The sequence below is a fragment of the Desulfobaculum sp. SPO524 genome (genome assembly GCF_044987625.1).
Taxonomy (GTDB): Bacteria; Desulfobacterota; Desulfovibrionia; order Desulfovibrionales; family Desulfovibrionaceae; genus Desulfobaculum.
In genome coordinates this window covers 1,238,379-1,254,284 of record NZ_JBJDSB010000002.1, presented here as the reverse complement: position 1 = coordinate 1,254,284, position 15,906 = coordinate 1,238,379, and the positions used below count along the sequence as shown (strand labels likewise).

At 52.5% G+C, this 15,906-nt stretch carries 7 protein-coding genes, 1 tRNA gene and 1 riboswitch; of the genes, 1 reads left to right on the top strand and 7 read right to left on the bottom strand.

Features of this window, described 5'->3' with window-relative positions:
• Positions 1-295: 295 nt before the first annotated feature.
• Entirely contained in the window at positions 296-991 is a 696-nt protein-coding gene (locus ACI3L3_RS11080) for a hypothetical protein (RefSeq protein ID WP_404845172.1), read from the top strand.
• 137 nt (positions 992-1,128) lie between these two features.
• Here the strand turns inward: ACI3L3_RS11080 and ACI3L3_RS11075 are convergent, their stop codons facing one another.
• From ACI3L3_RS11075 to ACI3L3_RS11045, 7 genes are all read right to left on the bottom strand, one after another.
• Positions 1,129-5,178 (bottom strand): NACHT domain-containing protein, encoded by a 4,050-nt coding sequence (locus ACI3L3_RS11075; RefSeq protein ID WP_404845171.1) that lies wholly within the window; start codon positions 5,176-5,178, stop codon positions 1,129-1,131.
• Positions 5,179-5,722: 544 nt separating this feature from the next.
• Positions 5,723-5,818: transfer RNA gene (locus ACI3L3_RS11070), tRNA-Ser, on the bottom strand.
• A gap of 658 nt (positions 5,819-6,476) precedes the next feature.
• On the bottom strand, positions 6,477-8,681 hold the full coding sequence (locus tag ACI3L3_RS11065; RefSeq protein WP_404845170.1) for an ATP-binding protein: 2,205 nt from the start codon (positions 8,679-8,681) through the stop codon (positions 6,477-6,479).
• A complete protein-coding gene (locus tag ACI3L3_RS11060) occupies positions 8,659-9,888 on the bottom strand; it encodes an ABC transporter substrate-binding protein (RefSeq protein WP_404845169.1) in 1,230 nt (409 codons plus the stop codon). Before ACI3L3_RS11060 ends, ACI3L3_RS11065 begins: the two co-directional genes overlap by 23 nt.
• A gap of 272 nt (positions 9,889-10,160) precedes the next feature.
• Positions 10,161-12,431, bottom strand: coding sequence for a 5-methyltetrahydropteroyltriglutamate--homocysteine S-methyltransferase (gene metE / locus ACI3L3_RS11055; protein ID WP_404845168.1), 2,271 nt, complete (start codon positions 12,429-12,431; stop codon positions 10,161-10,163).
• Between the two features lie 131 nt (positions 12,432-12,562).
• A riboswitch (cobalamin riboswitch) is annotated at positions 12,563-12,752 on the bottom strand.
• Positions 12,753-13,047: 295 nt separating this feature from the next.
• A complete protein-coding gene (locus ACI3L3_RS11050; protein ID WP_404845167.1) occupies positions 13,048-14,724 on the bottom strand; it encodes a BCCT family transporter in 1,677 nt (558 codons plus the stop codon).
• A 15-nt stretch (positions 14,725-14,739) separates the two neighbouring features.
• Positions 14,740-15,867 (bottom strand): mandelate racemase/muconate lactonizing enzyme family protein, encoded by a 1,128-nt coding sequence (locus ACI3L3_RS11045; RefSeq protein WP_404845166.1) that lies wholly within the window; start codon positions 15,865-15,867, stop codon positions 14,740-14,742.
• Positions 15,868-15,906: the final 39 nt, after the last annotated feature.

Sequence of the window (15,906 nt, the reverse complement as noted above, 5' to 3'; positions counted from 1 at the left end):
TTATTTTGCTTGCATCAAGATGACCAATAAAGAAAATTGGTTAAAACAGGATGCAAATGCGTCACTTTTGCAATAGAAGTCACGCGAAGTGTTTAATGTTGATTTTTATTTTATAGGTATCTGTCCTGGGTGTGTATGTCTTTTGGTCTGTTAAATTTATTGATTTGTGTCTTGTGTTGACTTAGTGGGGGCTTGTCAGTTTGCGATAAGCATCGTCTACTTTTTGTTGTGTCGGTAATTTCTGTTATGAATCGTTAAGGCCTGAGTTTGAGACTGAAAAAATAGGAAAATGTAAATGCAGTATGATGAAATTCGAGGCCTCGCAGCTAAGGAGCACAGGTGGAGCACTGTTCGCCACATTGGGGTCTGGGGGATGGTTTTATTTAGTGTTTTTGTGATGGTTAAGGCTTCACCTGATCCTGTGGTTGATGGTCTTGGACGTTTTACAGCTTTTTTTTCCAGGTTTGAATACGGGAATACCGTGGCGTTTACATTGGGTGCAGGTTTTTTGGTTAGCATGATTTTTACGTACTTTTTGGTTTTAAATCCAGAAAACAGAAGGAAACGGAAAATAAAGAAGTGCTTGTTGCATGTTGTCTGTTACATACTGGAGGCCAAGAAAGAGAACGTTTGTGGGTGGTGTAAAAATGTAGCACTTAGTGATATAAAATTGAAATCTAGTCGTAATATTAAAGAGTTGCAGAGTGAAGTGCAGGAGAAGCGTGTATCATTGTTGGCCGTGAATCTGTATCTACAGCATTTTTCTGAGGCGCTTCATCTTTTTGAAAGTGCATTGCCTGCAGCGATGGCTGTGTCCAGCGCCCATGGATTATGCTGGATAGGAATGACGAGTAGCACAAAAAAATTGAATGATGTTTATAACCATCAATTGGACGAATCTGTTTCAAATGAAAGTATAAACGAAGACTTTTATACGAACTTCGGTGAGTTTCTTTTGCTTTTGGACCAATTTGTTAATTTAGATGACTAGGGGCGTGTGACTATATTGATGTGATGTGATTTGGAGAGACAAGCAAGCTTCTTTTTGAAGCTAAAGTGTGTAATAGCAACAATCATCGTATGGTTGTTGTATAATAAAAGATTAGGAAGGAAACGTAAATTATGAATCTAAATTGATACATCTAAAACAAAGACATCGATTCGTCCCTTTATCTCTCGAGGAATATGATGCTCAATGCGCCTTTTTAATTCAGATGCGCTTTTAATGTCATGGTTTTTTCGGCCTGCAACAAGTTCATCAATTCCAAACCATAAGACTAGATAAATCCCTTGAAATTTAGCATCAGGGTGAATCGAGTACCTGTCGTGCAGTTGTGTAGACGCCGCAGAATATAGATTCTTATGCCATTGGCCTTTTCCTTCAATTACAACTAAATGCCTTACCCCATCAATTATCTTAGCTGCGGTTATATCAACTCTGTTTTGATTTTTGGTCTGATGCTCAGGAGTAATGATGATGTTTTGAGAGCAAAGTACCAAGCTTAGTCGTTCAGCAATAATTTCAATGGATTTAACTTCATTGAGACGAGTGTGATTCCCATCTTTGTCAATTGAATAAAAACGACTTCCAGAATTAAATTCACCTCCATGAATGTCTTTTTGATATTTTGTTAATTCTTGAAGGATGCGCTTGCGTAATCCCTCAACAGTGACAACGGCGTCATGATCTAGCAAGTTGACAATATTTTCTGGGGTAGGCGGCTCAAACTCCATTAAAGCCTTTCGTTTAATCTGTTCGGCTTGGATGCTTTTTATTTCTGGGATCTTTTCTGCGAAGCGTGTGTCTTTTCGAAGCCAGCTTAGGACAGGTAAAGCTTCATCAGGAGAATCATTGCCTATAGCACCAATGAGTTCCGTAAGAAAACGATAGGCTTTTTCCTTATCAGGACTGAACGAACCCCAAGCATGGGGTAGGGGGACTTTTGGCCATTTGTCAAAGAAGTTATCTAAAATAGTTTTTATCTTTGCGGATGAGAGTTTGGGCCAGTAAGATCGATCTTCATATCGCAGCCTATCAACGACTCTATAGAGCTGGAGCACTGTGTTTCTGTCTGACGTCAGACAAGACCAGAATGGTGCAGCTTTTTGCAGGCTAAGAAAACAGAATGCTCGAATAAACCAGAATTTGCATTTTTGTTCGATATCTTCGTCAGTTGGAGCAGCGCTCCTCGCAAGGAATAGTTTAGAACATCGTGTGAGGATAATTTGATTTAATTTTGTGCGATCTCCATGCTGAGCAGCACACTCAAATAATGAGTCCAAAGCTAAATACGCAATATTGTCGAACTGCTCAAGCCATTCAATGGATAGTTTAGAACGTAAATCTTTGAACACGTCGTCTCGTGTTAGCAGGTCAACTTCAGGATGTTGGCACTGTGGTTGAGCTATCTGGGGTTCTAGATACTGGCGTAGAAATCGCTCTGCAGATTCCTTGCTCTTAAAAAGCAGGTGATTAACCTCCGACTTAAGGTCAGCACGCTCGCTTTGTTTAACACCTGGATAGATCATATTCAGATTGGTTTTCAGAGCTGCTACCAATGACGGATTGACACTGCGTAGTGATTTCTCACTGCGCATGATTTCAATACAAGATGCATATAGAATTTTTTCTATATTCATACTTTTAGAAGCGCATTGTAGCTTGGCAAGTTCCTGTAGTGTTGGGATTTCTTGTTCGATGGAGGTTAAGCAGTTTGTTAAAGCTTTTCGAACAATTTGGAAGTCTCCAACTTCTTGTTCGATATGCTCTGGCTCTCTAAGGACCAGTTCTGCAAAAAAGAGCAAAACATTTGGGTCCTTGCCGCTTTCAATTAGTTGCCTCCGGTTTTGGATATAGTTTTTGTTGTGCGTGCAAGTCTTTTGCTTTTTCTTTTGAGTCCGCCTTGCGCGCCGTCTTTGTGGGTTTATCCAGTCTTGTTTCTCCTGTTTGAGCCTGAGTTGCGCTTTCTTCTGGTGTTTAGCCCATTCACGCATAAACTCGGGCTTTTCAAGTGCCTGTACACGCATGCAGTGTCGCAAAGGGTCTTGAGTTTTTATTTCTCTTTGGTGATGTCTTTTGTGGTGAGCAAAAAAACTAGACCATAAGGCTGGATTATCGGAATTGAATGCCAAGTTGATTAAGAACTCCTGGTCCTCGTATAATAAACTGAGGCCCGAATGGTTGTGAGTACCTAATTGATATATTTTGATTTGCAATATTTGTTCAGGGTCGGTTACTTTGTCAAAAATAAGAGTGAATATAGCTTGCCGCAGTCCTTTGTCTTCACGTAAAATTTGGACAGATTTACTGTTTTTTGAAGATTTATCTCGTTGAAATCTTAAGTTTTTGATCCAACTCCAAACACGAGTGGGGTCAAACTGTGGTTTTGCGACGTCAAAATAATGGTCCAACATTAAGCCGATAATTTTACTTATCCCGTTTCGGCAGTAACAATGATAAGAATCTAGCTCGCACGAACAAGATATGCTGCTTGATAAAGAGTCCAAGAGTTTTTCTGTGGAACAAGTGTCCAGCTCTTTAATTAAGTCGTTTATGAAATCACGGTTCGTGAAATTGCTTCGTATAGACCTAGATTGTTTAGGATATAGTTCGGAACATTTGCGAAGTAAGTGTTCAAGAAGTTGCAATTCGAATTTGTATATACCCAATGATATAATGTTATTCGTCGCGATTCTCAGTGACGTTTCGCTCGCCTCAGAGATAAGGCATCTCAAATCATATTCTTTATCGTAATTTTCGGTTTTCAATAAGGATTGGTTCGCAAGCAGCCGATTGTATTTGCGTTCTTCAGTGTCTAGCAGGATTTGACGCAGATCACCCTTCAAAGAATGATTGATAGAAGATTCTAATAGCATTTCAAGAAGAAGGGTTCGAAACTGCCCGCTATTTTTGCGGGCTAGGTGTATTTTAACATCGTCTATAATCTCTGTTGTAAAAAAACCTGACACGCTAAAACGTCGACAGAGATCGTTGCGGCGGAAATATGGATACTCTTTTTCAATAGCTTCAAGTGCTGATAGTAGTTGTTGTTTAGATTTGGGATCAAGTTGAGATGGGTCCCCATTCGCAAGTACTGCGAAAGGGTCAAGTTCAATAGTTTCCTTTTGAATGTCATGGTTTCCTAATGTCGCCATCCATCCTAATAACCCTCTAAGCTCATCTCGTACGGTTGAGTTAGGAGCAATAATTGACAAGCAGGTTGGTAATGCCAAGGGGGCTGCGCGGTCAGAAATTCGTTGTACAAGATAGTCTGCTGCACAGTATTCTGCGACAATCTTGTGTGTTGGGTGGTGCTGATTTGGATTGTTTCCTAGCTTAAAAAGTCGTGTGCCTAAGATCTCAGTGATTGGTTCCGAGCTATTAACTAATGACGAAAGAGCTGGGTTAACTCTGTCTTCAAACGCTTCTGCTACGCTAACTCCCTCCGCACCTGCCAGTAAAAGCTTGGCAAACACTTCAGAAGAGATTTCTATTTTTTGGCTTGTTGAGAGCGCATGATGAGTCCGGGGAGTCGTTTTATTAACCTCCTTTGCGAGGCGCTCAACGGCCAGTTTAAAAATGGATCTTTTGTTGGTGAATTCTCTTTCGCTTTCGAGATATGCGTCCGTAAGCATCTTTAGGAATTGTGGGTTTGGTAAAAGCGGTTGCAACTCAAATCGGGTGACTTCTGAATAAAAATTACGAAAGTCCTCGTCAGGAGAATGATTTTTGAATATTTTTTTCTGTTCTGGTTCAGAAAATTCTACCAGTCTAACTACAAGAGGGGGTTCCCTGAAGAAATTTTCGACAGATTTTGTCGCGGAATCGTCCCACTCGCTAGACCTGCTTGAGATGATAAATCGAGTTGGTTCCGTTTCTGCTGCTTTTCCCAGAAGCTTATGGAGAGCATAGGAGCTGTTTGTTTCTATTTTAGATAGCTCGTCAAATGCGTCGATTATAATTGGCTGTCGTTTTCGACTGGGGTTTGTAATGGTGAAACGGGTTGCCGTCTCTAAAGGGGTCTCAATCTTTTGAGCAAGGCTATTCAAAAGTTCAGTTTTTCCCCCACCTGGTTCGGATAAAATAATAATGTAATTTGATTCCCTGAGTAGCTCTTCTTCAGTGTATGTATGGTCTTCGCTGCGGAGCTTTCGAGGTAGATAGAAATTTGAGGTCATTTTGTATAGTTCGCTTTCTGGGGTGAGTGATGAGTAGGCATACGTTAGGACAACTTCTAAAGGATATATTGGCGATGCGTTATGTGCAAGGGTGTAAACATGTTGTGCTTTTTGTGTAAGTATGACTCCAAAGAGAGATGTAGGCAGAAGTAATGATGGAGCTGGCTGATTTTAATCTTGATCTTTTTTGAACTGGTTCTGTTATCGAATTTCTCAAGATAGATAAAGGGAGAGGGCTACTGGCGCTGGATTAGATTTTTGGGGAGTGTATCTTCGGCGTATATTGGCCTGCGTTCGTAAGGAGGGTGAAAGTGATTGTAGACGATTCGAGTAGGGTAAACGTTTTTGAATGGCGTGATACCTGTTGAAGGGGGAGGCTGCAAAAGTCCTTTTAGATATTAAGAGCCCTGCGACTAGGTCGAGTTACCAAACCCCAACAAACAATTTTCACCCCACAAATCACCCCACAAGGGTTTCAGACGGGGTTAGAATATAGAAAAACAGGCCCTCAGAATTACTTCTAGGGGCCTGTTTTAATTGCAGATGGCGGAGAGGGTGGGATTCGAACCCACGTATCGGCTCATCACCGATAACTCGATTTCGAGTCGAGCGCGTTACGACCGGACTTCGCTACCTCTCCGCGCTCTTGGTATGTGGTGTCCGCGTGCGGACGAGGGGATAGTTAAGGGAGAATTGGGTTCGTTGCAAGGGAAAATTTGTGAGGTTGGGGAATTTTTGAGGTATATGTGGTGGATGGGGAGTTTTCGCATTCTTTAGTGGTCTGAAAGGGTGAGGCTCTGCCGTCGTTCTTGGTTTCTGTATAGAGTGAGGTTTCCTGAGGACTTTACGGTGTGCGGCCCGGCGGAAGCGCTGGCGGCGTAACCCGAAAAGTAGTCCCCCTTAGTTTTGCCGCCGACTGGTTCGAACAAGTTGGACCACTTCTGGGATACCCTTCGGCGATTCTCTGCCGCGCGCAGCCCTTCTCGGCTCGGCAAACTCTTTGCTTGTGTCTTCCACCTGCTTCATCCGTGAAGCCATGTGCAATCATTCTCGAAAACCAGTCCCTCCGTTGTGCCACCAAAAGGCCCGAACAAACGGGACCACTTCTGAGCTTTTTCCATTCAGCTAGGGATGCCTTCGGTGATTCTCTACCGCCCATTCCTTTTCGGCTCGGCAGGCCATCTGCACGGCTTTCCCGCCTGCTCCATTCATAAAATCATACTCAATTACTCGCCTCACCACGGTGTGCCGCGTTGCTTCCTTAACCCCCTCACTCCTTGACTCCCTATCACCGTTTTTCATTCTTCGCCCTCAGATTCGTCCCCGGCGCTGATGATGGGGAGTTTGATGAAGAATGTTGTGCCTTCGTCTGGAGTTGAGGTGAAGTCCAGTTCGCCGTTGTGGCGTTCCACGATGATGTCGTGGGCGATGGCGAGGCCTTGGCCTGTGCCTTTGCCGACCTCTTTGGTGGTGAAGAAGGGGTCGAAGATTTTGTTTTGGAACTGTTGGGGGATGCCGCTTCCTGTGTCGGAGATGGCGACTGTGACCATGCCGTCGTCGGCGGTGGTAGACAGGGTAATCTGGCCCTTGTTGCCGGAGGCGCCCACCACGCTTTCTATGGCGTGGGCTGCGTTGATGAGGATGTTCAGAAACACCTGATTGATGTCGCCCGGCAGGCAGTGGACGAGGGGAATGTCGCCGAAGTCTGTGGTGAGGTCTGCGACGTATTTCCATTCGTTTTTGGCTACGATGATGGTGTTCTCCAGCGCTTGGTTGATGTCGACCAGCTTCTTGGTTCCCTCGCCGGGATGGGCGAAGTTTTTCATGGAGCGCACAATTTTAGCCACGCGTTCTGTGCCATCCAAAACCCGGTCGCACGCCTTGGGGAATTCGTCCCGGAGGAATTCAAGGTCCGCGTCGTCAGCGGCGGTGTCGATGGCGTTGAGGTGCTCCGTCTCCATGCCGTTTTCCCGGCACCTTTTGGCCAGAGCGTCATACGCGTCCAGCACTTCGGAAATATCCTCAAAGGCTTCCTTGATGAATCGGACGCTGTCGCTGACGAATTGAATGGGCGTGTTGATTTCATGCGCGATGCCTGTGGCGAGTTCGCCGATAGATTCCAGCTTCTGCGCGGTGTTGAGTCGCCGTTCAAGGGTTTTGCGCTCCGTTATGTCCATAAGAATGACGCCGATGTGGTCCTCGCCCTGAATTTCCATAGGCACGAGGTAGCGCGCCAGCGGGAACTTGGAGCCATCGGGGAGGGTGCCTACGCCTTCACAGTAGCGGGTTTCGATGGTGCCGGGGCAGAAGAATTGCTGCGCATCGTCGGGCTGGCCTGCAAAGGCGGCTTCGCAGGGTTGGCCGTTCACGGCTTCCGGAGTGGTGGAGAACATGCCGTGCAGAATAGAGTTTGAGCGGATGATGGTCCGCCCCTTGGGATCAATGATGTAGAATGCGCCGCCAATGCCCGCCAGCAGGGCGGAAACAAGCTGATTGCCTTCCCGTGCAACCATTTCTGCTTCGGCGCGTTCGCGGACTTCAATTGTGAGTTGATCTTGGCGTTTTTGTAGCTCTCTGGTGCGTTCCTGCACTTTTTCCTCCAGCTTTGCGCTGAGGGCTTGGAGTTTTTCGTGCGGCACAAGGATGGCCCTGCGGCTGATGGTGAGGACGATGACCACGATGAGGACAGTGCCTCCAACCAGTGCGCCTGCGAGCAGGGTGACGAGGTACGTCACCTGTCTGTTGACGACGCTGCTGCTCATTTCCTGCCGCAGGGTGATGCCTGGAAATGACGAGTCGACCTCTGTCACGACGACGGGCGGTGCGGCTTTGCCTTCCTGAAAGACTGGCACACCGTCGTAGACGATGGAGACGGCCATTTCGTCGAGGGTGGATTCCGTGAATTCGCCAAGGAACATGGGGATGAGCGCTGTCAGCACACCTTCGGGGCGTCCCTGATACCGGATGGGAAGGGCAAGCCGCCAGTAAGATCCTGCGCCGCCAGCCATGGTAACGACATCAACGTGCGAGGCGGCTTCCTCCTGCATCAGGGCTGCAAAGTGTTCGCCCTGTGGCGCATGTTCTGCAAGTGGGGCGGTGCTGTGAATGATATTTCCCTGAAAATCCTGAAAAATGATGGTGGCGGAGCCTTCCAAGAGCGAGAAGGAATCTATGGTGTCGATGGCGCTGGCCTTGCTGAGCGTAGGGTTCATGGCGCCGGTGATGATGGCTGGCTGCTTGGCAAGAAACTGGAGCAGGCTCAGTCTGCTGTTGAGGTAGAAGTCCAGATTCTGCTTTCTGTCGGTCAACTCGCTTTTCATGTGGGTGTGTTGCAGGTCGGTCATAGCGCCGCCGATGAAAAAGACGATAACCGCGACACCGGAGAGCGTTTGCAGGACAAAGAACACGATGATGGACCACGTCAGCACCCGGGAGAGCGACGGACGGCCCGCATCATCTGTGGAAAGCGGGTGGTCGGCGTTAGGGGATGAGGATGATTTCATTGTGTCTTCCATATTGGCCGAAGGTCAGGTCCTGCGCGCCAAGGGCCTCGTGGGCGTCGGGCGCGTCTGGGGAATATGGGGTGAAGGGGTGCGTGTATGTTTTGATGAGGCCCTGCACAGGAGCGTGAAGGTGCTCCAAGGCATGTTTGGTTTGCTGGCGGATGGCGGCGATGTTCTCGGGTGTTTTGCCTGCGAGCTCTACCTGTTTGGTGGCCTCGATGAGCAGCCGCGTCAGGTCGTAGGCATGGACGAAGCCTGTCGGCGCTGTGATGTCCTCCGGCGTGGCAACGTCGGCAAAGAGCGCTGTCGCCTTTGCGAAAACCTGCCGCGCAAGGGCGTTGTCTCGTATGTTGAGGAAAGAGAAGCGCGTTTGCAGGAATTCAATATCAAGCTGCGCGCGCAGTGCCGGTGTGATGACATGGGGGAAGTCGCCGCCGGTGATGCCCCAGTGGCTGATGATGGGGCGGCGCAGCGCGGGGGACAGCTCGAGCATTGCCTGACAGAAGACAATTCCTTCAGGAGCATTGCCCACAAAGATGATGACGTCCGCCCCTGCGGTGACCACGTCGCGGAGCATGATTTTGGCGGCGGGCACGCTGATGCCCCAGTTGAACAGTTTGGTGACGGCCGGAGAGGCTCCATGCGCGGCCAAGGCGTTGACCATGATCTTTTCGTTGGAGAATCCCCATCCGGTTTTTTCCAGCAGCAGGGCGGGGCGGGTGAAGCCGCGCTGGGCAATGGCGCGGTTGATGATGACTTTTCCGGCCTTGGTGTCGTCTACAGAAAGGCGGAAGACCCAGTTTGGGCCACTTTTGGGGCGCGTGATAGGGCCTGCGGCGGCCCACGGGTTGAGCAGCAGAATCCCGCTGTCGTTGATGAAAGAGAGGTTCGTCAGCACGGGCGGAGAGTGCAGGCCACAATACACTGCCAGCATATTGGGGTCTGCGGCGGCGGCTTTGAGATTGGCAAGGCTGCGCATGGCATTGCCCCGGTGGTCGAGGACGGTCAGCTCCACCGGGCGGCCAAGGAGTGTGTTGTGGACTTCTGCCAAGGCGGTTTTGATGCCGCGTTCAATGGCGGTTGTGGATTCCTGCGCGCTTGACCTGTCGGCGTCGAGATAGATGCGGAGCGGCTCGGCAGCATGCAGTGCGGATGGGGCCGCGCCACAGAGCACGATGGTGAGAAGCAGGGCAAGAGCACAACGCATGGAATACACCTCCATACTCTCTATACACTCATTTTTGAGGTGATGACGCAAGGAAAGAGTTCAAGAGGCATCGCCGTGTATGGGCGTTCTTTGTGCGAGTTTCGCGTCGGTAGTGGGGCTGTATTCTGTGCGGATGGCTTGGGCTGTGGCCCTACGGCTGCGGATGCGAAGGGGGGAGGGAGTGAGACAAAAAGCGCGGCCTGCTTCCCTGCTCAGGGGACAGGCCGCGCACAAGGCATGGCGGCATCCTCGCGGATGCGACCAAGGTGGTGCTACTGGCCGCGCAGCTGCTTGGCGGCTGTAACCATGTTTTCAAGAGAGGCGAGAGTCTCGGGCCATGCGCGTGTTTTAAGGCCACAATCGGGGTTGACCCAGAGCCTTTCGGCAGGGATGCGTTGTGCGGCCTTGCGCATCAGGTCCACGATGGAATCCACAGACGGGATGTTTGGCGAGTGAATGTCATAGACGCCGGGCCCTATTTCATTGGGATAGGAGAAGTCGTCAAACACATCGAGAAGTTCCATATCGGAGCGGGACGTCTCAATGGTGATGACATCTGCGTCCATGTCGGCAATTGCCGCGATGATGTCGTTGAATTCCGAGTAGCACATGTGCGTGTGAATCTGGGTGACGTCCTGCACGCCGTTGGCGGTAATCCTGTAGGATGCAACGGCCCAGTCGAGGTAGTCGCTCCACTGCGACTTCCGCAGGGGCAGGCCTTCACGCAGGGCGGCTTCGTCAATTTGGATGACGTGAATCCCCGCCTTTTCCAGATCCAGAACTTCGTCGCGCATGGCGAGGGAGAGCTGGCGGCAGGATTGTGCGCGGGGTTGATCGTTGCGGACGAAGGACCAGTTGAGGAGTGTCACCGGGCCTGTGAGCATGCCTTTCATCGGCTTCTCCGTGAGGGATTGGGCAAAGGTGCTCCACTTCACGGTTATGGGACCGGGGCGGGAGACATCGCCGAAGATGATGGGCGGCTTGACGCACCGCGAGCCGTAGGACTGGACCCAGCCATAGGCACTGAAGGCGTAGCCCTCCAGATGCGTGCCGAAGTATTCTACCATATCGTTTCGTTCCGGTTCACCGTGTACCAGGACGTCCAGCCCGAGCTTTTCCTGCTCTGCGACGACGGTTTCGATCTGGTGGCGCATCTGCTCCGTGTAGGCCTTTGTATCGAGCTCCCCCTTGCGGAAGCGCAGTCGTGCGGCGCGGATGTCCTTGGTCTGCGGAAAGGAACCAATGGTGGTCGTTGGGTAGAGGGGAAGGTTGAGGGCGTCTTTTTGTCTGTTTCGGCGCTCATTGTACGGGCTGTTGCGGCGCCCCATCTCTGTCGTAATGGCCCGCACGCGCTCCTTCACCGTGGGATTGTGGACTCTTGTGGAGGTTTGGCGGCTGTGTATGGCCCGGGCGTTGTCGGCCAAATCGGTGGAAACGGCGTCGCGTCCTTGCGTGAGCGCTATGTCGAGAATGCGCAGTTCATCTAGCTTTTGCGTGGCGAAGGCAAGCCAGCTGCGGATTTCTGCGTCCATGGCGTCCTCAAGTTCTACGTCAACAGGAACGTGCAGCAGGGAGCAGGATGGCGCCAGCCACAGGCGATCCCCCAACTGCGTCGCCAAAGGTTCCAGCCAGTCAAGCAGTGCGGTGAGGTCGCTTTTCCAGATGTTGCGGCCGTCGATGACGCCAAGGGAGAGGACCTTGTCACCGGGGAGCGCGTCGACAATCTGAGGGACTTCCGAGCGGCCTCGCACGGCGTCGATATGGATGCCGTTGGTCGGGAGGCCAAGAGCAAAGTCGAGATTCTCCTCCAGCGTGCCGAAGTAGGTGGCAAGCAGGGACTTTACCGGGCTTGATGCAAGGCGGTTGTAGGTGGCTTCAAGCATGGCGCGCCACGAGGCGTCCAACTCCGTGACAAGAATGGGTTCGTCAATCTGGACCCACTGCGCGCCAGCCTTATGGAGCGCGTTGAGGAGCTGTTCGTAGACGGGTACGAGCCGTGGCAACAGCTTTGATTTGTCACTGTCATCCTTCGCTTTGCCGAGCCAAAGGTAGGTGACGGGGCCGATGATGACGGGCTTGGCTTGGCGTCCGTCCTTGTGAGCCTCGGCAAGCTGGTCGAGCAAGCGGTCCGCGTTCAGGGAGAAGGTGGTGTCCTTGGTGAATTCGGGGACGATGTAGTGGTAGTTGGTGTCGAGCCACTTGGTCATTTCACCGGCGTTGACGCCGTCTTTGCTTCGGTCGGCGGCGGAGCGCCCGCGCGCGATGCGGAAGTAGGCATCCAGTTCACTGCCCGGTGAGGCGGTGGCGCGGGACGGAATGTTGCCGAGGGTGAAGCTCATGTCGAGCACATGGTCATACAGCGAAAAATCGCCGACGCTAACCATGTCCAGCGTTCTTTGCTGCGCCCAGTGAGCGCGGCGCAGGGACTGGGCGGTGGAGGCAAGTTCCTGTGCTGGGAGGTCGCCCTTCCAGAACGCTTCAAGAGCCGTTTTCAGCTCTCGTTTCGCTCCGATTCGGGGAAAACCGAGAATGTGGGTAGGCATGTGGTCACTCCTTTGATGTGTGATGAACAAGGAGCAACGACCGACTGGCGCGAAGACACAATGCACAAAGAGACCCCGCCCGGTTGGGCGTGGCAAGGCGTGCATGACGAGTCAGTCCAAATCGCGAGACTGTCGTGCTCTGCCTGCAAGGGCGTCTCCTGGCTTCTGACCCTGTGCTCCACAGCCTTCCCGCATGTGAGGAATGCAGTGACTGCGAAAGGTATATGTCAGTTACAGTGGCGCGTCCGCTACGGATTTTCACCGTATTCCGTTTCCTTGCGAGGACGAGCGGGAAGAATAGCCATGTGCTTTGTTGGATGGCAAGGGAAAAGTGGAAGGCGGCGGCTCAGAGGGTGGCGGCGTTGTTTATAGAGTGTGAGAGATGGGGGATGCGGCCCAATACAAGGCCCGGAGCTGTATACACCTCTGGTAGGGCTGGCATGTGCATGGTTGCGCAGGGGGTAGAGCAGGAGTCATGCGGGGCGACGCCTTGCATACGCAGTCCGCCCCGGCTTCCTGAGGAAACCGGGGCGGGTGTGCGGTCGGCTTTGAGGGGCAAGCCGGGATGGTGTGCATCGGTCTGCGCCGCGTGGGCGCGGGCTGATGCGGCGCAGGTTTAGTCGGCCTGCGCCGGGGCGACGATGTTGGCGTCGTCCTTCAGCATGGCGCCGACGGTGGGGTCAGCGGCTGCCGGGGCGGCAATGCCAGCCTCCATGGGGGGCATTTCGGCCGGGCTTTTGTCCGTCTGGGACAGGCGGATGGAGTAGAGTTCGATTTCCTTGGCGTCCAACTTGCCGAACACCTGCTGGATGTATGCCGTGGTCTTGTAACCGAGGACGGCGAAGATAGGCATCATCGGGACGATGATCAGCACGGGGAAGGACTTCAGGATATTCAGCTGCGCGTTGATGAGCAGGAAGATAATCGGGATAACCGTCAGCAGCAGACACCAGAACAGGCGGAACATCGGGGAGACGTTGGCGTCCTTGTCCAGGTGCTTGGTGGAGATGCTGGCCAGAGAGTAGGACGTACCGTCAAGGGTGGTCACGGTGAACAGCACCATGGCAATGAGGTACACGGCGGTCATGGCCAGCGGGAACGGCGTTTCGCCGAAGATGGCTGTCACCAGCGCGGTGGGCTGGTTGTTGTTGATGAAGCCAACAGCATCAAGGGCGCCGGTGTTCATGAGGTCCATGGTGAACGTGCCGCACACGCCGAAGATGATGCTGGTGCCGAGGGTGCCCGCGCCGACCAGTACAAGGATGAGGTCGCGCAGCTTGTGGCCCTTGGCAATTTTGGTGATGAACACACCAAGGCCCGGAGAGTAGGAAATCCAGTTCGCGAGGAAGAAGATCGTCCAGTACTGCGGGAAGAAGGAGTTGCCATACGGATCGGTGTTGGTGCTCATGCGCAGGTACTCGGTGAGCATGATGCCGATGCCGTTGGTGGTGTTGTTCATGATGAGGGCCGAGGGGCCGATGATGAACACGAATCCAACAAGACCGGCGCAGATGTACACCGTGGCATTACTCAGGCGGGCCATGCCCTTCTCGATGCCGATGTAGGAGCTGAGCGAGAAGATGACGGACAGGCCAAGGATGATGCCAATGCCCATGGTCAGGCTGTCCGGGATGCCGGTCAGGTGGCTGATATTGGACGAAATCATCGGGATGCCAAGGCCGAGGGTCAGCGCCGTGGCCGCCAGCGTAGTGATGATGAACAGCAGGTCGATGAGCTTCTGCGCCCACAGGGGCAGGGCATCGTCAAACATGCTGTTGACAACACCGCTCAGGCTCATGCGGCGGCTCTTCTTCACGTAGAACACGATGCAGAAGGGGATGGCTACGATGAGGTACATGAACCAGCCCGCAGCGCCCCAGTGGAACATATTGAAGGCGGCGGCGTATTCCATGGACAAGGGCTTGTCCACAATGCCGAACTGCGGATCCATGTAGTAGTACACGGCTTCGATGAAGCCCCAGTACATGGTGCTGGCGCCCATGCCGGCGGACAGGGCCATGGTGAACAGCTGAAACTTGCTGAACTTGGGTGTGTCGCCGCCAAGGCGGATGTTGCCGTATTTGGACAGGGCAAGATACAGCAGCATGGCAGTGGCGAACATGGCATACCACAGGAAGCCGGAGCCAAGGTTCTTGACGGTGAAGTCAAGCATGCTGCCCATGGTTCCTTTGGTGCCCTCGGGGTACAGGACGGCCACGACGCCAAGGGCGACAACGGCCGCGAAGCTCGTCAGGGTGAGCCTCAGGTCAACATTGGATGCGTTGAGTTTCATCGGTGGTCCCTCTGTTTACTCGAAGCTGTACGTGGCGATGGAAGCGGCCTTTACGGCGTCCCAATCCATTTCAACGCCAAGGCCTGCGCCTTCGGGGGCGTGGACGAAGCCGTCCTTGTCCGTGCGGATGGGCGTGGACTTGCAGGCCAGCTCAAAGCTCTCGTAGGGGTAGAACTGCTCGAAGTACTTGCAGTTGTGGTGGGCAAGAGCCACGTGCAGGTTGGCGGCCTGTGTGATGGTGTAGCCCATGCTCTGGATTTCAAGAGGCTTGGAGTGGCCTTCGGCAATGGCGAAGCACTTGTTCAGCGGGGTGATGCCGCCGCAGACCGTGGCGTCCTGGCGTACGTCGGACCACAGGTCGTTGGACAGGGCGTGAGTGACTTCCTGCAGGGTCAGCAGGCAGTTGCCGTGGCTGGAGATTTCCAGATCGGTGTTGGCCACAAGGCGCTGGTATGTCTTGTAGTCGTAGTCGGACACGGGGGCTTCCAGCCACTCCCAGTTGTACTCGTCCAGCAGTTTGGCCATCTTCATGGCCTCTTCGGGCGTGTAGAAGGTGGCGGTGTCCAGCATGAAGCGGACGCCGGAGTCCTTGTAGCGCTGCTGCACAGCGTTTACGAGAGCGAGGTCCTTGTGGAACACGCAGTAGCAGTGCAGCTTAATGGCGGTGAAGCCGTGCTCGATGCAGTCGTCGAGGTAGGGGAAGTACTCTTCGACGGTGTCGAACATGGGGGTGGAAGCGTAGGAGAGGATCTTGGTGCGTGCGCCGCCGAGCAGCATGTACACAGGCATGTTGGCCTTTTTGCCCTTGATGTCCCATGCGGCGATGTCCACCGGAGACTTGGCGGGCAGGCCGCCCCAGGAGCAGCGGGCCATCAGCCAGGAGTTCAGTTCCTCGGTCATCAGCGGGTTTTTGCCGATGAGGCCGGGGACGATGGTGCGCATGGATTCAATGATGCACTTGTCGAAGTCGTTTTCGGTGTAGCTGATGGTGGCGCCAACGCCTTCGGTGCCGTCCTCGGTGATGAGGCGGACGATGTTGTTGGTGTACAGCAGCGGTTCCTGATTGTCGGCCCAGGGGATGGGCGGTGCTTCACGGTCTGCGACGGCGTAGAGTTCTACTCGGCTGATCTTGCAATTGTCCATGATTCCTCTCCTTTTCGTGGCGTGAACGGGGTCCGTTCG

Coding starts and splice junctions, on each gene's coding strand:
- ACI3L3_RS11080 (WP_404845172.1), top strand. CDS start 296: ATGCAGTATGATGAAATTCGAGGCCTCGCAGCTAAGGAGCACAGGTGG.
- ACI3L3_RS11075 (WP_404845171.1), bottom strand. CDS start 5,178: ATGACCTCAAATTTCTATCTACCTCGAAAGCTCCGCAGCGAAGACCAT.
- ACI3L3_RS11065 (WP_404845170.1), bottom strand. CDS start 8,681: ATGAAATCATCCTCATCCCCTAACGCCGACCACCCGCTTTCCACAGAT.
- ACI3L3_RS11060 (WP_404845169.1), bottom strand. CDS start 9,888: ATGCGTTGTGCTCTTGCCCTGCTTCTCACCATCGTGCTCTGTGGCGCG.
- metE (WP_404845168.1), bottom strand. CDS start 12,431: ATGCCTACCCACATTCTCGGTTTTCCCCGAATCGGAGCGAAACGAGAG.
- ACI3L3_RS11050 (WP_404845167.1), bottom strand. CDS start 14,724: ATGAAACTCAACGCATCCAATGTTGACCTGAGGCTCACCCTGACGAGC.
- ACI3L3_RS11045 (WP_404845166.1), bottom strand. CDS start 15,867: ATGGACAATTGCAAGATCAGCCGAGTAGAACTCTACGCCGTCGCAGAC.